Source organism: Streptomyces sp. RKAG290 (assembly GCF_023701695.1).
Classification (GTDB): domain Bacteria; phylum Actinomycetota; class Actinomycetes; order Streptomycetales; family Streptomycetaceae; genus Streptomyces.
On record NZ_JAJOZC010000001.1, the window covers coordinates 4190486 to 4212562 of the forward strand.

Annotated in this window: 14 protein-coding genes and 1 pseudogene; 5 read left to right on the forward strand and 10 right to left on the reverse strand. The window is 69.6% G+C overall.

The window, feature by feature from the left end; translation table 11 throughout:
• Positions 1 to 24: 24 nt before the first annotated feature.
• Complete coding sequence (gene eccCa, locus LNW71_RS18455; protein ID WP_250969242.1) at positions 25 to 3987, reverse strand: type VII secretion protein EccCa; 3963 nt, start codon at positions 3985 to 3987, stop codon at positions 25 to 27.
• Between the two features lie 170 nt (positions 3988 to 4157).
• On the opposite strand from eccCa, the gene eccD reads away from it, so the two are divergent.
• The gene (gene eccD / locus LNW71_RS18460) at positions 4158 to 5624 is read left to right on the forward strand and encodes a type VII secretion integral membrane protein EccD (protein WP_250969243.1); all 1467 of its coding nucleotides are present in this window, start codon (positions 4158 to 4160) and stop codon (positions 5622 to 5624) included.
• 129 nt (positions 5625 to 5753) lie between these two features.
• On the opposite strand, the gene LNW71_RS18465 is transcribed toward eccD, so the two are convergent.
• Positions 5754 to 6488, reverse strand: a complete 735-nt coding sequence (locus tag LNW71_RS18465) for a DUF4232 domain-containing protein (protein WP_250969244.1) — start codon at positions 6486 to 6488, stop codon at positions 5754 to 5756.
• Between the two features lie 347 nt (positions 6489 to 6835).
• Here LNW71_RS18465 and LNW71_RS18470 point away from each other — a divergent pair, with 347 nt between their 5' ends.
• Positions 6836 to 7009, forward strand: coding sequence for a CsbD family protein (locus LNW71_RS18470; protein ID WP_250969245.1), 174 nt, complete (start codon positions 6836 to 6838; stop codon positions 7007 to 7009).
• Between the two features lie 225 nt (positions 7010 to 7234).
• On the opposite strand, the pseudogene LNW71_RS18475 reads toward LNW71_RS18470, so the two are convergent.
• Both LNW71_RS18475 and LNW71_RS18480 read right to left on the reverse strand, forming a co-directional pair.
• Positions 7235 to 8142, reverse strand: a pseudogene (locus LNW71_RS18475) (aminoglycoside phosphotransferase family protein).
• A 277-nt stretch (positions 8143 to 8419) separates the two neighbouring features.
• Entirely contained in the window at positions 8420 to 9505 is a 1086-nt protein-coding gene (locus tag LNW71_RS18480) for a tyrosine-protein phosphatase (RefSeq protein ID WP_250969246.1), read from the reverse strand.
• A gap of 293 nt (positions 9506 to 9798) precedes the next feature.
• On the opposite strand from LNW71_RS18480, the gene LNW71_RS18485 reads away from it, so the two are divergent.
• Positions 9799 to 10914, forward strand: a complete 1116-nt coding sequence (locus LNW71_RS18485) for an ADP-ribosylglycohydrolase family protein (protein ID WP_250969247.1) — start codon at positions 9799 to 9801, stop codon at positions 10912 to 10914.
• 217 nt (positions 10915 to 11131) lie between these two features.
• Here the strand turns inward: LNW71_RS18485 and LNW71_RS18490 are convergent, their stop codons facing one another.
• The 3 genes from LNW71_RS18490 to LNW71_RS18500 all read right to left on the reverse strand — a co-directional run bounded on the left by LNW71_RS18490 (position 11132) and on the right by LNW71_RS18500 (position 15533).
• Positions 11132 to 12703, reverse strand: a complete 1572-nt coding sequence (locus LNW71_RS18490) for a sodium:solute symporter family protein (protein ID WP_250969248.1) — start codon at positions 12701 to 12703, stop codon at positions 11132 to 11134.
• 390 nt (positions 12704 to 13093) lie between these two features.
• The gene (locus LNW71_RS18495) at positions 13094 to 13876 is read right to left on the reverse strand and encodes an SDR family oxidoreductase (RefSeq protein WP_250969249.1); all 783 of its coding nucleotides are present in this window, start codon (positions 13874 to 13876) and stop codon (positions 13094 to 13096) included.
• Positions 13877 to 13946: 70 nt separating this feature from the next.
• The gene (locus LNW71_RS18500) at positions 13947 to 15533 is read right to left on the reverse strand and encodes a recombinase family protein (protein ID WP_250969250.1); all 1587 of its coding nucleotides are present in this window, start codon (positions 15531 to 15533) and stop codon (positions 13947 to 13949) included.
• Positions 15534 to 15760: 227 nt separating this feature from the next.
• Here LNW71_RS18500 and LNW71_RS18505 point away from each other — a divergent pair, with 227 nt between their 5' ends.
• Entirely contained in the window at positions 15761 to 16612 is an 852-nt protein-coding gene (locus LNW71_RS18505; protein WP_250969251.1) for a hypothetical protein, read from the forward strand.
• Between the two features lie 143 nt (positions 16613 to 16755).
• Here LNW71_RS18505 and LNW71_RS18510 read toward each other — a convergent pair whose 3' ends face one another.
• From LNW71_RS18510 to LNW71_RS18520, 3 genes are all read right to left on the reverse strand, one after another.
• Complete coding sequence (locus LNW71_RS18510; protein ID WP_250969252.1) at positions 16756 to 16962, reverse strand: DUF397 domain-containing protein; 207 nt, start codon at positions 16960 to 16962, stop codon at positions 16756 to 16758.
• Positions 16963 to 17215: 253 nt separating this feature from the next.
• Positions 17216 to 18085: a helix-turn-helix transcriptional regulator gene (locus tag LNW71_RS18515; RefSeq protein ID WP_250969253.1), complete on the reverse strand. Its 870-nt coding sequence runs from the start codon at positions 18083 to 18085 to the stop codon at positions 17216 to 17218.
• A 254-nt stretch (positions 18086 to 18339) separates the two neighbouring features.
• On the reverse strand, positions 18340 to 19062 hold the full coding sequence (locus tag LNW71_RS18520) for a GPP34 family phosphoprotein (protein ID WP_250969254.1): 723 nt from the start codon (positions 19060 to 19062) through the stop codon (positions 18340 to 18342).
• Between the two features lie 164 nt (positions 19063 to 19226).
• On the opposite strand from LNW71_RS18520, the gene LNW71_RS18525 reads away from it, so the two are divergent.
• A complete protein-coding gene (locus tag LNW71_RS18525; protein ID WP_250969255.1) occupies positions 19227 to 21845 on the forward strand; it encodes a serine hydrolase in 2619 nt (872 codons plus the stop codon).
• The last annotated feature ends 232 nt before the right edge of the window (positions 21846 to 22077 follow it).

Consider the following 22077-nt stretch of genomic DNA (forward strand, 5'->3'; position numbering starts at 1 on the left):
CCTCCGTACTCAACAGCGACCCGCTCAGCCCAGGTCCGGCGGCAGCCAGCCCGTTTGGATCAGGGACGGCGTGCTGCGGCGGGAGACGAACAGGCCGCGGCCCGGTGGCAGGGGGCGGGCCTTCACATCGCCGAGGAGTTCGCCCTCACCGGGGTGGCCGGACAGGACGACGCCCTGCGCGCCGAGTTCCTTGAAGCGCTGGATGAACGGTTCGTACGAGGAACGGCCGGCGCCCGCGCTGCTGCGCGCGATGATGAAGTTGACCCCCGCGTCGCGGGCGTAGGGCAGGTTGTCGACCAGCTGCGCCATGGGGTTTCCGGAGGACGTCGCGACCAGGTCGTAGTCGTCGACGATGATGAACGCCCGCGGCCCCCGCCACCAGCTGCGCGTGCGCAACTGCTGCGGGGTCACATCGGGGCCGGGGATGCGGCTGGTGATGAGGGTGTTCATGTCCTGGAGGTACTTCTCGAACGCGTTCTGCGTCGTCGAGTATCCGACCAGGTACGGCTCGGGCACGCACTCCAGCAGGCTGCGCCGGTAGTCGCCGACACAGATCAACGCCTCCTGCGGGGTGTACCGCTCGGTGATCTGCTTGATGAGCAGCCGCAGGAGTGCGGTCTTCCCGGACTCCGACTCACCGAAGACCGCGAACAGCGGGTCGGTGTCGAAGTCGACGAAGACCGGTGCGAGGTTCATCTCGTCGAGCCCGATCGAGATGCCGGGGCGCTGCTCGCCAGGACCGCTCGGCAGCTCGCGGGCGGAGAGCATCCTGGGCAGCATGCGGACCTGCGGAGCGTGCGGGCCGGGCCAGTGGTCGGTCGAGGCCCGGACGAAGGCGGCGGTGGCCTCGGACAGGGTGTCGGCGCCGGTGGAATCGTCGATGCGCGGCAGCCCGCCCATGAAATGCAGCTTCTCCGCGGTCAGGCCGCGGCCCGGGGTGCCGACGGGGACGTTCACCGCCACCCTGCGGTCCAGTTCGGAGTCGGTCGGGTCGCCGAGGCGCAGCTCCAGCCGGTTGAGCAGCTGGTCCTTGAGCGCTGCCCGCATCTCCATGTACCGGGCGACGGTGGCGATCAGGTGCACGCCGAGCCCCAGACCCCGGGCGGCGATGTCGGCGACGACGGGCTCCAGGAACTCGTAGTCCGTCTTGAAGGACTGCCAGCCGTCGATGACCAGGAAGACGTCGCCCCACGGCTCGCCCGGCAGCCGGCCTTCGGCGCGGAGCCGGCGGTAGGTGGCGATCGAGTCGATGTTGTTGTCCCGGAAGAACTCCTCGCGCCGGTTGAGGATCCCCGAAACCTCGGCGACCGTACGGCGGATCTTCTCCGGGTCGAGCCGGGAGGCCACCCCGCCGACGTGCGGCAGGCCTTCGACGGCGATCATGCCGCCGCCGCCGAAGTCCATCCCGTAGAACTGCACTTCGTGCGGCGTGTGGGTGAGGGCGAAGGAGCCGATGAGCGCACGCAGGAGGGTGGACTTTCCGGAGCGGGGGCCACCGACGATCAGCATGTGGCCGGCGGCACCCGAGAAGTCCCGTACCAGGGAGTCGCGTCGCTGCTCGAAGGGCTTGTCCACCAGGCCGAAGGGAACGACCAGAGAGCCGTTGTGGGCGTACTGCGGGGAGTGCAGTCCGCGCTCGGGCGTCACCGCCAGCGGAGGCAGCAGCTGATCGAGGGACGGGGCTTCGGTGAGAGGCGGCAGCCATACCTGGTGGGCGAGGGGCCCCTGGCCCTCCAGGCGGCGTGCGATGACGTCGAGAACGGTGTCGGCCAGGGCGTCGGGGGTTCCCTGCCCGGGTGCGTGGGAGACGTTCGGATCGGGTTCGGGGTAGTGGACCGCCACCGGATCCGCGGTGAACAGCACGGGGCGCCGGTCGATGGGGAGGCCCCCGCCGGCGGCGACCGGGGCGACTCCCGGCCGGTAGGTACCCGACACGTAGGCGGCCTTGAAGCGGGTCATCCCCTCGGTGCCGAACTTCAGGAACCCGGAGCCGGGGACGGACGGCAGGTGGTAGGCGTCGGGTACGCCCAGGGCGGTACGGGATTCGGCGGCGGAGAAGGTGCGCAGACCGATCCGGTAGGACAGGTAGGTGTCCAGACCGCGCAGGCGTCCCTCCTCCAGGCGCTGCGAGGCCAGCAGCAGGTGCACACCCAGGGATCGCCCGATGCGGCCGATCTGGATGAACATGTCGATGAAATCGGGCTTGGCGGTGAGGAGTTCGCTGAACTCGTCGATCACCAGGACCAGCGAGGCCAGGGGCTCCAGCGGGGCCCCGGCGGCGCGTGCCTTCTCGTAGTCGGTGAGGTTCGCGTAGTTGCCCGATGCCCGCAGGAGCTCCTGGCGGCGCTGCAGCTCACCCGTGATGGAGTCCCGCATGCGGTCGACCAGGGTGAGGTCGTCCGCCAGGTTGGTGATGACCGCGGCGACATGCGGAAGCTCGGACATCCCCGCGAACGTCGCGCCGCCCTTGAAGTCGGCCAGGACGAAGTTGAGCGTCTCGGAGGAGTGGGTGACCGCCAGGCCCAGCACCAGGGTGCGCAACAGCTCGGACTTGCCGGAACCGGTCGCTCCCACACACAGCCCGTGCGGGCCCATGCCCTCCTGCGCGGCCTCCTTGAGGTCGAGCATGACGGGCGAGCCGTCCTCACCGACACCGATCGGTACGCGCAGCCGGTCGGCCGTCGAACGCGGCCGCCAGGCGGTGCTGGTGTCGACCGCCGCCGGATCGCCGATCCCCAGCAGATCCGTGAAATCGAGGTTCGCGAGCAGAGGCTCGTCGTCCTCCGCACCGCTGCCCATCCGCAGGGGGGCGAGCTGACGGCCCAGGGCCTCGGCGGTTTCGACCGGCAGGAGGTCGGGCGTGCCGTGATAGGTGGCCGCGGCCGACTCCAGCCGGAGCCGCCCCGGCCGTACGGCGATGTGCAGTTGGCCGCGGGGCTCGTTCAGCTCCTCCGGGACGATCTCCACGACGGTCACCCCGTGCAGCCCCTCCGCGGAGGCGAGCAACGACTCCGCCGGCACGAGACTTCCGTCCAGCACGACGACGACGTGCGGCTGGTCAAGGAGCGGGGCGCCCTCGCGGTTGAACCTCGAACGGCCGCCGAGCGTGCCCGTGAGGAGTTCCTCGACCTCCATCAGGTTGTCGCCGAAGAGCCTCTTCGTGCCTGCCCCGTCGGACGACCCGGGGACCTGGGCGTGCGGCAGCCACTTCGTCCAGTCCCACTGGTCGGTCACATCCGGCGATGCCGCCACCGCCACCACGAGGTCGTCAGGTGAGTGCAGCGCGACCAGGCCGGCCACCATCGCGCGTGCGGAGGCCCGCGCCGGCCCCGGCTCGCCCGAAATCACGATGTGGTAGAAGGCGCGGAGGGATATCGCCATGGGAAGCCGGTCGAGCGAACCGTGCGTGGCCAGGAACTGGTGCATGGCTCCGGCCGACAGCGGCTCCAGCTCGTCCAGCGGCGCGGTGCTCGGAGCCACCAGCGGTGTCCACAGCTGCTGCGGTCCCAGACCGACGCGCACCTGCCCGAAGTCGGTGTCGCCGATCCGCCGCTCCCAGAGCCGCTCGCCCTCGGCGACCAGCGACCACAGCTGGTCCGGGTCCGGGTGCAGGTAGAACTGCGCGTCCCGCTGGGCCCGTACGGTTTTGCGTACCTTCCGCCGGGTCTGCGCGAGGTACTTGAGGTAGTCCCGGCGCCCTTCCGAGGCCTCGCCCTGGGATCCCTTGCGGTGCCGCATCACCTGAGCTATCGCCATGGCTGCCGTCGACAGCAGCATCATGACGCCCATGATCTTCATGAACGGCTGTGAGCCGGGCATGAAGAAGAACACCACCGACGAGCCCATGCCGAGCATGGGCAGCAGCTGCATGGCCATGCCCTCCTGCTGCCCGCGCGGCAGTTCAGGAGGCGATTCGAGTCTCACTTCCGCCGCACTTGTCTCAGGCGGCATGGCCCGAGGCGGGCGTTTGACGACGATCTGGGTCACCGGCGAATCAATCCCTCAGTGCGGCCCGGAGAGTTGTGGGCCGGCACCCCCGTGGCAGCGACCTACCTCCGCGTGCCGATAATCCTACGTGCAGCCCATGGAGGGGCCCCCGATAGGGTGGCGCTCTTGCTCAGGAGCTCGGTGCACAGTGAACGAGGGGGATATACCAGGTGAGTTCGACCATTTCAACCGGTTTCTGCCGAATAACGGTCGTGGCGCCGGACAGTCGTATCGATGTCGCCCTCCCGGACGATGTCGCTGTCGCCGATCTCCTTCCGGAGGTCCTGCGGCTGACCGGCCAGGCCACACCGCCGGGCGCGCCCCCCGGCTACCACCTGGCCCGCCGCGACGGCACCCTCCTGGACCTCACCCACCCGATGGCCGTCCAGCGAGTCCTGGACGGCGACGTCCTGCGGCTCCGGCCCTTCGCGGAATCGCTCCCCCCGGCAGTCTTCGACGACGTCGCCGACGCCGTCGCTTCCGCTGTCCGCCGCGACCGCGCTCTCTGGAGCGACCAGCTGTTCCGCGGCTCCGGTCTCTTCGGCGGCGCGCTCCTGCTCGTACTCATGGGCTTCGTGCTCTGGTTCTCCGACCCGGTCCGGCATGACATGCACGGCCTGCCGGGCATCGTCGCCGCCGCCGTCGGTGTACTGCTCGTCACGCTCGCCGCCGTCAGGGCGCGGAGCTACGGCGACCGGGCCTCAGCGGTCGCGCTCGGCCTCGCGGCTCTGCCGCACCTGATGATCGCCGGGTCCGGCATTCTCGCGCTCGACCCGGGCACCGGCATCGGGCGTCTGCAGTTCCTGCTCGGCTGCGCCACGGTGCTCTGCTTCTCCGCCGGACTCGTCGCCGCGATGCCGTCCGGCGACGCGCCCTTCGTCGCCGTTGTCTTCGCCTCGGCGGTCGGCACCCTCGCGACGTTCTGCTCGATCCTCACCGAAGCCCGGCCCAGCGAGACCGCCGCTGTCTGCGCCGTGATCGCGATCGGAGCCATCGCCTTCCTTCCCGGGCTGTCCGCGAGGGTGGCCCACCTGCCGATCGGCTACGCGGCGCCCCGCCCCACGACGGACGCCGACCTCGACCACGAGGCGGGCGTCGCTGACCGTGGTCCGGTCGACGCCGAACGCATCGCGGCCCAGGCCCGGCGCGGGCACGAGCTGCTGCTGGGCCTTGTCGGAGGCTGCTCCGTGCTCGTCGTCGCGGCAGCCGCCGTCCTGGGCTTCTCCAGCGACGTCTGGGGTCAGACCCTCGCGCTGGTCGCCGGCCTGGCGATGCTGTTGCGGGCACGGCTCTTCCGCTACACCGCCCAGGTCGCCGCCGTGCTGGGCGCGGGCCTCATGTCCCTGGGCCTGCTGGTGCTGGGGCTGTCGCTCAACCCGCCGGCCAGTGCTGTCATCAAGCTCCTGACGGAACAGGACCGAGGACCGCTCGACATCCGCACCCTGTGGCTCGCCGCGGCAGTCACGGCCGGTGCCGCCCTGCTGATCGGGATCGCTCTGATCATTCCGAAGAAGGGGCTGTCCCCCTTCTGGGGCCGTTTCTCCGACCTGGCCGAAGTGGTTCTCCTCCTCGCGCTCGTCCCCCTCTGCCTGGCCGTCCTCGACCTGTACTCCGCGGCGCGCGGCATGACCAGTTGAGGTCCGACCGGCCGATCAGGAGCGGACAGGCTCCGGCCGCACCGGGTTCGTGACCCTGCCCTTCATCCACACCGACGCGCCCGTCCACCTGGCCGGTGTCGCCCGCCCGGGGTGTGGGTGAGGTCGGCCCTACTTGCCTGAACCGACGTGGTAGCCGATCGGGTCGACGTAGACGTCGGGAGCGTGGCCGCTCGGGGCGGCGACGGTGATGGTCAGGGCGTCGAGGTTCACGATCTCCGAGACCTTCTCGTTCGGCGGGGTGACGGAGAGCCGCGTGTAGGTCTTGCCGGAGCCGCTGTTGTCCGGGATGTAGTGCAACAGGAAGCGGGTCTCCTCGCCGGGCCCGATGGTGGCGGTGGCTGCCGGGACGTCGGTGCGGGCCGCCTCGGGTCCGGTGTCGCCCAGGCCGTCGGGGCCCACGAGCTCGACGCCCGGGAAGCCGTGCATGCTGCACTTGTCGGAACCGGTGTTCTTCAGGTTGACCACCACCTGGTTCTTGACCCCCGTGGCGGAGGCGCTGAGGGCGAGATTGTCGGTCTTGCACATGGCGCCCGACTTCGCGGAGCTGGTCTGGGCGCCGAGCTCACCGTTCTTGCCGGAGCCGGTGGAGGAGCCGGACGACGAGCCGGACGAGGAGCCGGGCGACGAGTCGGCCGAGGCGCCGGACGAAGAGCTGGCCGCGGAGTCGGACGAAGACGAAGAGTTGTCCGAGGCCGAGCCCTGGCCGCCGGTGGAACTGCTCGCGGTCTCGGATGCACCGGTGTGGGCGGAAGCGCTCGATCCGTCGCTGCCGCCGCACGCGGTCAGCGTGAGGCCGGCAGCGGCGACGACGAGGGCGAGGGCGGACATCTTCTTGACGTGCATCGATACTCCTGGGAAGCGGTGTCGTCACGCTCGCTGCGGCCGAGCGGACGTTGTTGTTTCATATGACACCTACCGCTGGTCGAGGCGTTGCAACAGGAGTGGCGTCAAGACACCCCTGTGACACACGAGTCGATGCGCCGTTACGGGAAGGCGGAGGAAGCGGGACAGGCCGGGCCCGCCCACGTCAGGCCGCGGATCCGCGTGCGCCTGGCGCGGGTGATCCGGCACGTCGGCGAGCATGATGCGGGCGCTTCTGGAGCACCCCGGTGGGGCGTGATGTTTGAGCGGCGCCATGCGGGTCAGGCGTTGGGTGTTCCTGAAGTCGAGAACAGCAAGGTGTGAGTGACATGGCTGCCAACGAGAAGACCCAGGCCAAGACCGAGCAGGCCAAGGGCAAGGTCAAGGAAGCTGCCGGACGCACCGTGGGCAACGAGCGTCTCACCGCCGAAGGCCGTACCGACCAGGCCAAGGGCGACGCCCGCGAGGCCAAGGAAAAGACCAAGGACGCTTTCAAGCACTGACCTTCCCCCGCACCACCACGCCGCGCGTCCCACCCCCCCCCTGGACCGCCGCGTGGCACGTATGGCCCGGCATGCAAGTGCCGGGCCATACGCACGTCCGGGGGCGGTCGGAGAGCCGCTGCACTGTCGATCGGCCGTGCGGCGGATCGGCGGCACGGCGGATCCGCTGCACGGCCGATTCATCGCACGGCCGGTCCGTCGAGCGCCGTGGGCGTGGCCGACGCGTCAGGCGAACTTGTCGTGATCGGCCAGCACGGCTTCGATCACACGCAGTTCGTTGGCGGCCCGCTCGCCGTCCGTGTCGGCGTATCCGGTCAGATTCAGCAGCGCCTTCCACAGCGCCCACCCGCGGGCCCGCGCCCAGGTACCGTCGTCCTGGCGGGCCGCGTGCCGGAACGCCTCCCTGCTGTCGCCGGAGAACATCCCCCACGCGATCACCAGATCACAGGCGGGATCGCCGACCCCCGACGTACCGAAGTCGATGACGGCAGCCAGTTCGCCGTGGGCGACCAGCAGGTTGCCGGAGGCGATGTCGCCGTGGAACCACACGGGTTCCCCGCACCACTCGGCACAGAGCGCGGCGTCCCAGACCACGCGGGCCCGGTCCGTGTCCACCCGGCCCTTCAGCGCGGTCAGGCAGCGCCGGGTCTCCTCGTCGTAGTGGGCCGGTGAGGCGCCCCGGTACCAGCTGTGCTCCCCGGCGAGCGGCCCGCCCGTCGTGTCGCAGCGCTGAAGGGCGAGGACGAACTCCGCCACGGAGACCGCGAACCGGGGGAGGTCGTCGATGCGGTCGGGATCGGCGGTCTCGCCGCGCAGCCAGCGCCGGACCGACCACGGGTACGGATAGCCCTCGCCCGGAGCGCCCAGGGCGAGGACCGGGGCACGGCGACCGGCAGGGCGGGCGCGAGACGCGGCAGCCAGTGGTGCTCCTTCTCCACCGCGGGTACGTAACCGGCGGCCGTCGGGAGGCGTACGGTCATCGCGTCGCCGAGGCGGTAGGTCCGGTTGTCCCACCCGTCGACCTCCACCGGTCTCACCGGCAGACCGCTCCACCGCGGGAACTGGACGTCGATCAGGCGCTTCACGAGCGCGGCGTCGATGCCGGCGCGCCCGTCCGGAGAGGGTGATGGCATCCAGCGATCATCACTTCGGGCGGCCGGCCGACGCAACAGGATTTGGGCCGGTGGACACAGCAGGATGTGGGGCGGCGGGCGCAGCAGGAACTGGGCAGTCTGATCTGGGTAGTCGGACCCGTGGAGCTGTCCGGCCCGAACTGCCCGTCCGATCCGTGACGGCGCCGGGCCGACACTCCTCGACCTGTGGGCGTCCGACGGCCACCCCATCCCCCGACCCGTGGGCGTCCGACGGCCGCCCGCACCCCGACCCGTGGGCGCCGGTCCGCCCGGCGGGTCAGCCCACCAGCAGGTCACGCTTCAGGTCGCGGATGTCCTTCGCGTCCAGGCCCAGCGCGCGCTTCTCGTACGCGGAGAAGGCCCCGAACTCCCTCCCGACCTCGTCGAACCCCGAGTTCAGGTACGCGGGGCGCACGTCCAGCAGCGGCTTGTACACCGCGGCCTGCGCCGCCGGCATCGAGGCGAGCGCCGCCGCGTTCGCCTCGGCCCGGTAGTCGTTGGAGGCCAGATAGTCGGCCATGACCGTCGCGCGCGGGACGCCGAGGGCCGTGAGCAGCGCCGCGTTCGCCCAGCCCGTACGGTCCTTGCCGGCTGTGCAGTGGAAGACGACGGCACGCGAACGGTCGTCCGCGATGCCACCGAAGACGGTGCGGTAGGCGGTCTTCGCGGTGTCGCCGCCGACCATGAACTTCTCGCCCTCGACCATCATCGCGACCCCTTCCTCAGGGGTCGTCGGCATCGTCGTGAAGGCCGGTGAGCCGGCCAGGACGTCCGCGACGACGTGGGTGGCGCCCGTCGGCACCCGGTCCGGCCCCGCCGCGCGCTCGGACTCCATGCGCAGGTCGTAGACCGTGCGGATCGACAGGCGCCGCAGCTTCGCCAGGTCGGCGGTGGTGAGCTTGTCCAGGGCGTCGGAGCGGTAGATCTCGCCCATCTTCACCCAGTGCCCGTCGGTGGTGCGGTAGCCGCCCGCGTCACGGAAGTTGACCGCGCCCTGGAGGTCGATGAGCCGGTCCGCGAGGCGCAGCGAGCCGCCGCGCTCGGGGACGAGGTCGAACCACTGTCGGTCGGCGGCGGGCAGCCCCCGCACGGTGACCTGGCCCGACGAGCCGCCGGAGGCCACGGTGCGGCCGCCGGCCTCGACGGCGACGCGGCGTACGCCCGGTGCATTCCACCGCACCGTGTACGAGCCGTCGTCCGACGCGGTGACCGTGGCCCGGGTGAACGGTATGCGTGCGTGCGACTCCCGCGCGGGACCGGCGGGGGAGGAGGTGTGCGCCGCGGCGGCCGGGGCGGTGAGCCCGACGAGCAGGGCCGCGGCCAAGGCGTAGGAGGAGGCCCTTACACGAGTCAGTTGCGTCATGGGGAGATCGTCGTCAGCCCCGGGGAGGGCAGTGTCAACGGTCGGTGAACACCGCCGTAAGCCGCCCCGAACACCGCGCTTCACCGGCCCGGAGCGGGTGGGGACGGTCCGGATCGCGCACAGCAGAGACTTCCGGACGCAGCGGGAATCCCCGGAGAATGCCGCGCAAAACTGAACCGAACCAGCACTTCGTACATACTGTTCCGCCCCATGATCCGCGTGGTCGTTCGATTACAGTTCTGCGCAGTCGCCGCGCAGTCGCACACGGGACGGACGATCGGGAGAGGGGCACGGTGGGCACAGGGACCACAGCTGTCTGGGGCCGTGCCGAGCAGCAGGACTTCCGCAGCCGGGTACGTGGCGCACTGCTGGGCGGGGCCATCGGCGACGCGCTCGGCGCGGGCGTCAGCGCGCTCACCCTGGAGGAGATCCGCGCGGCCCACGGGGCCGACGCCGTCACCGACTTCGTCCCCGCGCACGGCAGACGGGGCGCCGTCACCGCCGTCACCCAGCTCAACCTGTTCACCGTCGACGGGCTGATCCGCGCCCAGGTCCGCCGCGACACCGGCGCCTGGCACCCGCCCACCGATGTGCACCAGGCACATCTGCGCTGGGCCGCCACCCAGCGCGACTGGGGCCCCGACGAGCGCCGGAAGGACAACGGCTGGCTCGGGGGCCAGGAATGGCTCTACGCCCGCCGCGCCCCCACCCGGGAATGCCTGAACGGCTTCGGCGACACCACGATGGGCACCCTGGACCGGCCCAAGCACCCCGCCGCGCACGACTCGGCCGCGCTCACCCGGTCCGCCCCCTTCGGACTGCTGGTCGGCTGGGAGCCGCAGCTGGTGCTCCAACTGGCCGTGGAGTGCGCCGCCCAGACGCACGGCCACCCCACCGCCCTGCTCTCCGCCGGAGCCTTCGCTGTGCTGGTGCACGGGCTGGCGCGGGGCGAGACGCTGGACGGTTCCGTACAGCACGCACTCGCCCTGCTCGCCGAGCGCCCCGGCCACGAACCCGTCACCGAGTCGCTCCAGCAGGCTCTCGGCACCGTGCGCCAGGGGATTCCCGGCCCCGCGCTCATCGAGTCGCTGGGTGCCACGGACTCCGCCGATGAGGTGCTCGCCGTGGCCGTGTACTGCGCCTTGGTCGGCGAGGACGTCCGGCACGGGCTGCGGCTGGCCGTGAACCACGGCGGGCCGTCCTCGGCCACCGGGGCGCTGTGCGGGGCGCTGCTCGGCGCGCTGCACGGCGAGACCGCGCTGCCGCCGGCCTGGCTCGCCGAGCTGGAGGGCAGGGCCACGCTCCTCGAACTCGCCGACGACTTCGCCATGGAGATGACCCAGGGCCCGGCCCTGCACAGCCCGGCCGCCGTCGCGGCAGGCTGGCTGGCCCGCTACCCGCGCGGCTGAACACCCGGGCGCTCGGGCCTTCCGGAGTGCGAACCCGGGCCTTCCGGAGTGCGGACCCGGGCCTCCCGGAGTGCGAGCCCGGGCCTTCCGGAGTGCATGGAAAAGGGGTGAGGGGCGGGGTACCGGGAAGCCGCCGCATCCCGTGTCCCGCCCCTCACCCCCGTACAGCACCGGCTTGCCCGAAGGGGCCGGGATGCTGGTCCTGGTGGCGCGAGGGTCAGTCCTTCACGCCTTCGGCGACCGTCACGTCGTCCGGACCGCCCTGAGCCGGCACGGTCGCGCCGGCGTCCGGTCCGTCGCCGTCCGAGTTGATCATCGCGATGATCGCGTCGCGCTCCGGGGTGTCCTCCGGCTTGATGAAGCCGATGAGGATGTAGAGCACGAGCGAGATCGCCAGCGGCAGCGCCACCTGGTACTGCAGCGCGACGTCCGTCTTCACCGAACCGTCGAAGTTGTAGTTGGTGAGGTAGAACGCCAGCAGACCGGCCGCCCAGCTGACGAGCGCCGCCGTCGGTCCCGACTTACGGAACGGGCGCAGCAGGCCGAGCATGAACGGGATCGCGATCGGGCCCATCAGACCGGCGACCCACTTGATGACGACGGAGATGATGTCACTGAACGTCGGCGAGTTGATCTGGGTCGCCAGCGCCATGGACAGGCCCAGGAAGCCGAGCGTGGAGACCCGCGCGGCCAGGAGTCCGGTCCGGTTGCTCCAGTTGCGGGCGGCCTTGGAGAGGACCGGTGCGATGTCGCGGGTGAAGACCGCCGAGATGGCGTTGGCGTCCGAGGAGCACATGGCCATCGTGTGCGAGAAGAAGCCGACGACGACCAGACCCAGCAGACCGTGCGGCAGCAGCTGCTCGGTCATCAGCGCGTAGCTGTCGGAGGCGTCCGGCTTCTGTGCGTGGACCAGCAGCGGGGCGCACCACATCGGGAAGAACAGGACCGTCGGCCAGACCAGCCACAAGATGGCGGAGAGCCGGGCCGAGCGGGTCGCGGAGGCGGCGGAGTCCGTGGCCATGTAGCGCTGGGCCTGGTTCCACATGCCGCCGTTGTACTCGAAGGTCTTGATGAACAGGTACGCCAGCAGGAAGGTCACGGTGTACGGACCGGCCGTCGCGTCCGTGTGGCCCTCGGGCAGCTTGTCCCAGACCGTCCACAGGGTGCTGAAGCCGTCCAGCTTGCTCATCGCGGCGATGAGCATGGCGACGCCGGCGAACAGCTGGATGATGAACTGCCCCAGCTCGGTGAGCGCGTCGGCCCAGAGCCCGCCGACCGTGCAGTAGACGGCGGTGATGATGCCGGTGATGAAGATGCCCTGGGTCAGGGTGATGCCCGTGAAGACGGACAGCAGCGTGGCGATGGCGGCCCACTTGGCACCGACGTCCACGATCTTCAGCAGCAGACCGGACCAGGCGAGCGCCTGCTGGGTCTGGATGTTGTAGCGGTTCTTCAGGTATTCGAGCGGCGAGGCGACGTGCAGCCGCGAGCGCAGCCGGTTGAGCCGGGGAGCGAAGAGCTTGGCGCCTATCCCGATGCCGATGGCGATCGGCAGCGACCACGTCACGAAGGACGTGACGCCGTACTGGTAGGCGATACCGGCGTAGCCGGTGAACATCACGGCGCTGTAACCGGACATGTGGTGCGAGATGCCGGAAAGCCACCACGGCATCTTGCCGCCGGCCGTGAAGAAGTCGCTGACGTTGTCGACACGCTTGTGGGACCAGAGTCCGATCGCGATCATCACGCCGAAGTAGCCGATGAGCACGACCCAGTCGAGACTGTTCATGTGCCCCTCCTGGGGTCCGCCTTGTGAACGGGAACGCGCTTCGTCAGTACGGCCGCTCAGCGGGGCCCCCGTGCGGGAGCGGGGACTTCGGGGATTGAACCGCCTGTCCGGTCCCTCGGTCAAGGTCTCTCGCGATCAGAAATGTGAACACCGATCAGTAAGCCGAACGATTTTGCCGTTTCTTGACCCACGGAGGCGTTGTCGTGAACGTGACGGCGGCCACACGATGAACAGGCACTTCGTCAGGCTGTGCAGAGAACGACAGAACGTCCAGGAGCGCCGAAGAGCACAGAAAGACCGCACGGGATGCGGGTCCCGTGCGGCCGAGAAAGGAGGAGAACTGCCCCTGTCGAACCCCCTGTCGAGTTCCCTTCGGAACTTATCGGCACCTCAGCGCATCAGCTCGCCGGCGTTGACCAGCAGGGACTGCCCGGTGATCGCCCGCGCCCGGGCGGAGGCCAGAAACACCACGGCCTCCGCCACATCGCCGTCCGTGGCCAGCTCCGGCAGCGCCATGCGCTCGGCGAGCCTCTCCAGTACCTCGGCCTCGGGCACCCCTTCGGTGTGCGCGGTGAACTGCACGTAGGCCTGCACCGGCGGCCCCCACATCCAGCCCGGCAGCACCGTGTTCACCCGGATCCGGTGCGGCCCGAACTCCCGGGCCATGGAGTACATCGCCGAGGTGAGCGCACCCTTGGACGCCGCGTACGCGGCCTGCCGCACCTGGGACGGTGCGGCCACGGCGGACTGCGTGCCGATGACGACCACCGATCCGCCGCGCTCCTTCAGGGCGGGCAGGCAGGCACGCGTCATCCGCAGGGTGCCCAGCAGATTGACGTCGATGACCGACTTCCAGGTGTCGAGGTCGGCATCCTCCACCCCGCCGAAGTAGCCGTCCAAGGCGGCGACGTGGACCACCGCGTCGATCCGCCCGAACCGCTCGACGGCCAGCGCCGCGAGCGCCGCGCACTGCGCCTCGTCGGTGATGTCGGTGGCGAGGTGCGCCGTGTGGAGCCCCTCGGGATCGATCTCGGCCGCCGACTTGGCGAGATTGGCCGCGGTACGCGCGCCGAGCACCGCACTGCCCCCGTCCCGCACGACCGTGGCCGCGATCTGGTGCCCCAGCCCGGCGCCCACCCCGGAAACGATGACGGTCTTCCCCGCGAGCAACATCGGCGCCTCCCGGCTCTGGCAGTTCTTCTGACGGGGCGTCAGAGTAGGTGCTTACGTGAGGTGAGGGAAGTCAGTCGACGTACTCGACGCTGACGTGTGCGGGATTGAAAGGGGCGCGCCCCTTTCCGGAGGGCATGATGTACACGGCCTTGAACACCTTGCCGGTGATGGCGCGGCGCTGTTCGAGGCCTCCTTGCTTCCACTCGTTCTCATAGTCACGGGCCAGTGATCGATTGGCTTGTTCCTGGGCCCAGGCCAGCTGTTCCGCCAGCCTGTCGAGTTCGGCATTCATGGAGGAGAGTGCCTGGTAGTAGTCATCCGGACGCATGCCGCGTAAGGAGGCGTCGTCTGCTGCCCACGCCGAGATCAGCGCCCCTTTGCGGGTGTCGATCATGGAAATGTGGGCTCTGACGTCGCTGACAGGCAAGGTCGGCAATCCGGTTGCGGAAGGCGCGGCCGCGCGTGCGCGGGCCCATTCTGTGATCAGCTCTTCCAGCCAGGCGTCGACCGGCGCGGCGCGGCGACTCACCTTGCCGCAGGCGTTGCGGACCTTGCCGGGGCAGTAGTAGATGACGTGCCCCCGCCGGGATACCCATTTGGTGCTCATGCGGGCCCTGCAGATGCCGCATCGCAGAAGACCGGTGAACACGTGCTTACGTTGGTTGGCGCCCTCAAGGTTCCCCGAGACGCCCATTCTTCGATCCTGCAGTCGGCGGCGATCGAGTTCCAGCTGGGCGTCGGCCCACGCCTTCCGCGAGATGACCGGTTCCCATTTTCCGTTGATGGGCAAGCCCTCGTCGCTCAACAGGACGCGGCCCCAGCCGTCTGTCTGGCGTGTGTCCTGGGTTCGGTGCTTGCCCCGATATGAGGCGAACCCGCAGTAGCGAGGGCTCGTCAGGATGACCTTCACTGTGGCCGGGGCCCACTTTGCCCCACGCGGTGACGGGATTTTGTCTCGATTGAGTTCGCGAGCGATCCCGGCGATCGGCATACCGCTTGTGAACCGTTCGTAGATTCGGCAAGCCACCCGCGCGCGGTCCGGCCGCAGCGTTCCGTCCGGATTCCATGCGTACGGGGTCCGGCCGGTCAACTCCCCGGCGGTGGCGTCCGCGAGATGATTCCGAGCTACCCGGCGGGAGGTGTCCTCCGATGCCTTGAGGGCCATGATGCACAACATGCGGGCCATGTGACGGTCGGCGTCATTGATCAGGTTGAGGTCGCCTGTGACGCCGATTGCTGGATGTTTAGTGTGTTCGACCACATCGATCAGGTCTTCAAGATCCCGTGGCTGACGCGCCAGCCGGTCGGTGTCGTAGAAGATGATGCCGTCGATTCGGCCTGACAGAAGGTCTCCCAGCATGCGGTGGAACTCAGGTCGCATCACCGCCCATTCGGCTGAGCCGTCTGTTTTCGCGATCCTTCTCTTCTTGAAAGCTCCGGTGTCGTTCTCCCGGTAGGTCTCGGCGAATGGCCCCCATCCGAGCTTGATCCGCTTCTCTTCAGAGTCGTGGAGTTGCAGGTCGATTGCCCGCTCGTCACCTCGACGGTCACACGATGTGCGCAGGTAGGCGCCCGGGCGGCGAGGGCGGTAGTCCCGGATGAAGTCGCCCACGGCGAGTGCAACCGGGGTGCGGTTGCGGACGCGCTCGGGGATCACGAACCCGTCCAGCGAGGGATCGGTAGGTGGGGTATCGCTGTGATGTGGGCCCACGGCCCTCCTGTCATTCGTTCTATGCGCACCTGAACGTAGCCACTTGAGGTGAGGGTTGGGGCGCATAGCGGAACGATCCAGCAAACGAACGACCAGTCGCGCAGGCGTTCCCATTGTAAAGATTCTGACTTACCGTCAGGAACGCTCTGGACCTGTGCGACAAGGGAGAATGTATGGCTGACGGCGGACGCGAGGTGGGCCACTCGGACTTGTATGCCGAGTTGGCATCAGCCGGCCCCTATGGGGTCAAGGTCGGGCACGCGCTGATCACGATGGTTGAGCCTCACCCCGGGCATGAGCATGCCTACCATCGATGGTACGAGGATGATCATTACTACGCAGGCGCGATGGCTATGCCCTGGATGTTCGCCGGCCGGCGCTGGGTGGCCACCCGTGATCTCCAGGGGCTGCGGTACCCGGAGAAGTCGGCGGTCGCGACGCCGGTCGGTGCCGGGTGCTACCTGTCCACGTACTGGGTGACGGAAGGGCGCTACGACGACCACATGAAGTGGACCGTCGGGATCAACAAGCGGCTCAACCGGGACGGCCGGGTCTACCAGGACCGCACCCATGTCTTCACGGCGTTCCAGGACCACGAGGCGACGGTCTACCGGGACGGCGCCGCCGGTCCCCGGGACTTCCACGCCCTCGACCACCCGTACCGCGGACTGGTCCTTGAGGTGATCGACGCCGAAGGGCCCGAGCAGCGGGCGGAGTTGCTGGAGTGGCTGCGCTCCAGGCACCTGCCGAAGCGGCTGAGCGGGTCGCCCGCGGCGATGGTGACCGTGTTCCGTCCCACGCCGTTGCCGGGCGACCGCATGACGTACGTGAAGCAGGTCGAGGGCGTCGACACCCGGCTGACCCTGCTCTGGTTCCTCCAGGAGGATCCGAGGGAGTGCTGGGAGGAGTACTTCACCGGGCTCGACGTGACGGTTGCGGAATCAGGCCTGGGACGGGCGGAGCTGGTGGCGCCGTTCATTCCGACCGTGCCGGGCACGGACCGGTACGTCGATCAGCTGCGGTGAGCCGCCGGCCGGGCGGTGCCCGGCGGCGGCCGCGTTCCCCGGAGTCTCGCGGGGAGCCCCCTCGGCCAGGACGGCGAACCAGTCGAGAGGGCTACCGGCAGCACCTGGATCGGCGCGGCGATACGGCGAAGAAAACTCATCGGTCAGGCGTCGATGGCACCCCTGGCGACATCACGCACGAACGCGTTCCAGGAGCCGGGGACGAAGTTGATCGAGGGTCCCTCGGGGGCCTTCGAGTCGCGTACGGCAATCCCTTGCACGAGAGGGGACTTGACTTCGACGCAGGCGCCGTTGCCCCCGGAATACGACGACTTCGTCCACTTATCCGTAGCACCCTGACGAATGGCCATGTTCACTCCGGTTCAGAGAGTTGTGTGAGTAGCGCCAACGACGTGCTTGTTTCTTGCTGGCGTGATCGACGCTACTCGCCAAGCTCCCTGAGTGAAGGGGCCGTTCACTCGACCGGATGGCATATACCATGCGGGTCTTCCGCTGCGAGGTGGCGACGGTGTACCGTGCCGTCGCCCCACCCGTAACATCGCTTCTTTTCTCGCAATACGGACTTTACGGGCTGACTGGATTGAAGGCCCGTCCGGCCGGAGTTCACGCCGCGTTCAGGCGGGTGTACTCCTTGGCGATCCCGTCGATGAAATGCCGGGTCTGCTCCACATTCAACGCCTGCGCCCGCAGGTGCTCGTACATGACGCTGTACCGCTGCACGTCATTCGCCTTCTCCAGGTAGAGGTCGCTGGTGACGCCCTCGATGTAGACGACGCTGGAATCCGCGGCATCGGGGAATTCCAGGATGGCGTACTGCCCGTTGATGCCCGGATGGGCGCCCATTTCGAACGGCAGTACCTGCACGGTCACGTGCGGCAGGTGCGACAGCTCCACCAGGCGCTCCAGCTGTTCGATCATCACCTGCTTGCCGCCGACCCGCCGGCGCAGCGCGGACTCGTCGATCACCGCCCACAGCCGCAGCGGGTGCTCCGGGGCGTTGATCCGGTCCTGGCGGCGTGAGCGGACGCTCACGCGCTTGTCGATGTCGGTCTGCGGCGCCTCCGGCAGGGCGCCGTTGATCAGCGCCTCGGCATACTGCCTGGTCTGCAGCAGGCCCGGGACCACCTGGGGTTCGTACACCCGCAGCGACTCGGCGTCGGTCTCCAGGCCGATGTAGACGCTGTACGGGATGTCGCCGAAGGCGTGCCACCAGCCCTGCTGCCGGGAGTCCTTGGCCATCTGCATGAGCGAGTCGACGACCCGGTGGTCCTCGACCTCGTACACCCCGCAGAGATCGCGGACATCGCGTTGGCTGATGGAGCGGCGGCCGTTCTCCAGGCGGCTGATCTTGGACTGCGAGACCAGCAGCCGCTCCGCCACCTCCTCGGCCGTCATGCCCTTGATCTCGCGCAGTCGGCGCAATTCCTGACCCAACCGGCGTCGCCTGACGGTGGGATTGACGTTGGACGGCACGGAAACGGCACCTCCGGCTATGTAGCTGTGCGTATCTACTGCTCAGCAGATTGCCACCCGGGCGCCCGGCCGCGCTGGGAAATGGCCACACGCAGCGGCGCGGGGCAGCCGGTGGTACCGGCTGCCCCGCGCTTGGTGCGGCTCCCGAACCGGGTCTTTGGGGACGTCGGTGCGGCGGTATTCGGTTGTTGCGATGGTGCGGTGGTGCTGGGTGAAGCGGGTGGTGCGGGTGCTGCGGCGACGCCCGTGCGGCCCTAGTGGACCGCGGTGTGCGCCATGCTGTCGCGGCGGGACTGCGACTGCACTTGCGGTTGCAACGGCACGCCGGCCGCCTGGTTGCGACGCGGTTGTGCGACCGCCCCGTTCTGGACGTCCATCACGGCGTGCGCCACGAGACCGCCCATCGGGTCGTGCCTGATCAGATCCCGGAGCCGGGAGCGCGAAGAGCGCCCCTCGTTCCCGGGGTACAGGTGCTTGCCGAGTCCGACCGCGTGGGCCAGTGCGGCGAGCGCCGCGGTCCGCGGGTCCGGCGGTACGCCGGTGCGGATCGCACTGTCCAGCCGGGCTCTGATGTCCCGGCTGATTGCCGTGTCCGTCGCCTGGTAGCGAGTCGTCGGCAGCACTCCGCACATCTGGCCCGCCACGGCATGCACCATGCCGCACCGCTCCAGATGAGCGAGGTAAATCTGGCGGAGCCCCAGCCGGGGTCCGCCTATCCAGTGGACGGCCCTCACCGGGCTGCCGCGTCTGCGCAGCAGTTCCAGTGCGGAGTCCAGAGTCGGATCTCCTGTCGGCCGTGGCATCACCACGGCGATACGATCCCCGTCAGGGGCTATCCGTCCTGCCAGAGCCAGCTCTACTAGCTGTGCTCCGGCGAGGCCGAGGTCGAGCGACTGCGGCTGCGCTGTGGTACCCGTGGTCGGGTCCAGAGCGAGCAACAGAAGCTCCTCCGGAATTGTTCTGCGGCTCCTGCCCATCCATGCCTCCCCGCGTGGATGAGTGACAGGGTGACCCCTCTCACATCTGTCTGTCGAGGGTGCCTGGGTGCTTTGTACGGGAACCAGTAGGTATGTCGTTCTCGTCTAGCAGTCCGGCCGAGGGTTCACACGGGACACTGGTAGATGGTTCGGACAGCGCGGGGATGTCCCCGCGCCGCATGGAGGAGGCATCGGTGGCGGGCGAGTCCCCCGACAAGTCGGAGCAGCAGAAGTCGTCGGGAACGGCTCGGAGCGAGCGCGATCCGCGGCTCGCCGTCTTCCGTGAACCCGCCTCCCCGGCGGAGTCCGGCGGCAGGGCGGACACGGCGACGGCCGTTTTCCGAACGCAGCGGGCCGGGGCGGAGGCCGAGAGCGAGTCCACGGCCGACGCCGGCCCCGGCGCGGCCGAGGAACCGGCGACCCGGGAGTCCGAGGGCGCCACGGCCGCGGAGGAGGCCCCTGAAGCCCCTGAGGGCTCGGTGGAGGCCCCTGGGGCCGCACCGGGCGCCGCGGAGCCCGCGGAGCCGCCCGAGGAGCCCGAGGAGCCCACGGAGGGCGTCGAGCCCGCTGAGGCCGTCCCTGTGGCGGAGGCCGGTGCGGCGGATCAGGGTGGCGCGACGGATTCCGCCGGTGCGGCGGATTCGGCCGAGGAGCCGGAGAATGCGGCTTCCGGGGACACCGGGTCCGAGCCCGAGGGCGAAGCGTCCGAGGCGCCCGAGGAGGGCGATGCGCGGCTTCGTGCTGCGGTAGCCGCCTGGGTCTCGACGGCCGACGGCGACCAGGCCGAGGAGGGTGACGGTGACGAGAAGTCCACCGACGCTGAGGGAACGCGCCCGGGTGGCGAAGAAGTACCCACCGCGGCCGACGCAGCTGAACCGGCCGCACCGGCCACCGGCGCCGACGATCACCCTGACCTGACCGAGACCGAGTCCGAGCCGGAACCCGTATCCGAGTCCGAGCCCGTATCCGAGCCGGAGGCCGCCGAGGCGGCCACCTCCGGCGAGGCCCGCGTGCCCCGGACCCGTGAGGAATCAGGCCCCGCGGCATCGGAGGCAGCGGCGGCGGCCGGGAAGTCCGTCGCGGCGAAGCCCGCCGCGGAGGTGGCGTCGGAGGCCGGCGACCAGCGTGGGATCGATCAGCCGACGGCCGTCTTCAAGGCGCCGTCGCTGCCCCGCGTCGACCAGCCGACGACCGCGCTGAAGATCACCCCGCCACCGGCGAAGCCGAAGCCCGGGTCCGAGCCCGGAGCCGCGCCGCAGTCCGGGCCGGATTCCGGCCGGCAGACCAAGCCCGAGTCTCCCGCCGAGCGGACCAGCAAGTTCGTACCGCTGCGCGCCGACGACGTGCGGCCGGCCCCCGTGCCCCGCAGGCCCGAGGCCGACCCCGCGCCGGAGCCCGGCCGTTCCGCCCAGCAGCAGCAGCAGCAGCAGCAGCGGCAGCAGCAGCAGCAGCCCGCCGCGTCGCTCAGCGGTGCCGAGCGGACCCGGCAGCAGCCGATGCCGCCCAGGCCGCCGCTCGACCTGCTGGCGGAGCTGACGAACACCCCGCCGCCGCCGGAGACCCCGGTCCGCACCGCGGTGCGGAGGGTCAAGATCTGGACCCCGCTGGTCCTCCTGCTGCTCATCGCGTTTGCAATCGTGCAGATGGTGCGCCCGCTGCCGGACCCGACACTCACGATGTCGGCGAAGTCGACGTACAGCTTCAAGGGCGCCGCGCCGTCCCTGCCGTGGCCGGAAAAGGGTCAGGGCTACATGGCGGCGACCGGCCTCGGCAAGGTCGGCTCGTTCGGCGAGCAGAAGCCGGTGCCGATCGCGAGCGTCGCCAAGGCGATGACCGCGTACCTCGTGCTCAAGGACCACCCGCTCAAGCGCGGGCAGAAGGGTCCCGGCATCCCGGTCGACGCCAAGGCCGAGTCGGACGGTCAGCTCTTCAGCGAGGGCGAGTCCACCCTGGACACGGTGAAGAAGGGCGACGTCCTCTCCGAGCGCGACGCACTCGCCGCTCTCATGATCCCGTCGGCGAACAACATCGCCCGCCTGCTGGCGCGCTGGGACGCGGGCTCGGAGAAGGCGTTCGTCGAGAAGATGAACGCGACCGCCGACGAGCTGGGCATGAAGAACACCAACTACACCGACCCCTCCGGGCTCACCGCTTCGACGGTCAGCACGGCGGAGGACCTGGTGAAGCTGGGGGAGAAGCTCGTCGAGTTCCCGGCTCTGATGGACATCACCAAGCTGCCGGAGTGGAAGGACCCGTCGGGCAAGAAGTGGCGGAACTACAACACGCTCGTGCCCTACGACAACGCCCTCGGCATCAAGACCGGCTCCACCACCAAGGCGGGCGGCAACCTGCTCTTCGCCGCGCACAAGATGGTCGACGGTACGGACCAGCTCATCGTCGGCGCGGTGCTCGGGCAGTACGACACCCCGATCATCGACGCGGTGAACGCGGCCAGCAAGAAGGTCATGCTGGCCACGCTCGACCTGCTGGAAGGCGCCAAGATCGTCAAGAAGGGCGATGTGGTCGGCACGGTCGACGACGGCATGGGCGGCACCGCTCCGGTCGTCGCGACGAAGGACGTGAAGGCGGTCGGCTGGTCCGGTCTCACGGTCAAGCTCGAACTGACCGACGACGGCAAAACGATCCCGCACGCGGCGGCAGCCGGTACCCATGTCGGCACGCTCACCGTCGGCGAGGGCGCCAGCCAGGTGAAGGTGCCGGTCGCGTTGCAGAGCGACCTGGCGGAGCCGACGGCCGGCGAGAAGCTGACCCGGGTCGGCTGACCCGTCCCACCGACCGGCCGGACGACGGCCGGAAAGGTACGGGAACGAGGCGGGGGAGGGGCGCCGGGAACGGCACCCCTGCCCCGCTTACGTACGTGTTAGCGTCCCGGAACAACCCAAGGACGCAGGGACGGCGTCCTCACAGGTGAACGGCGAACGGTGCACGGCGCATGAAGCCCGGATTCCGGTTCGGCGGTACGCAGAGCGGCTCGGGCAGCGCGGCAGGGAAGTC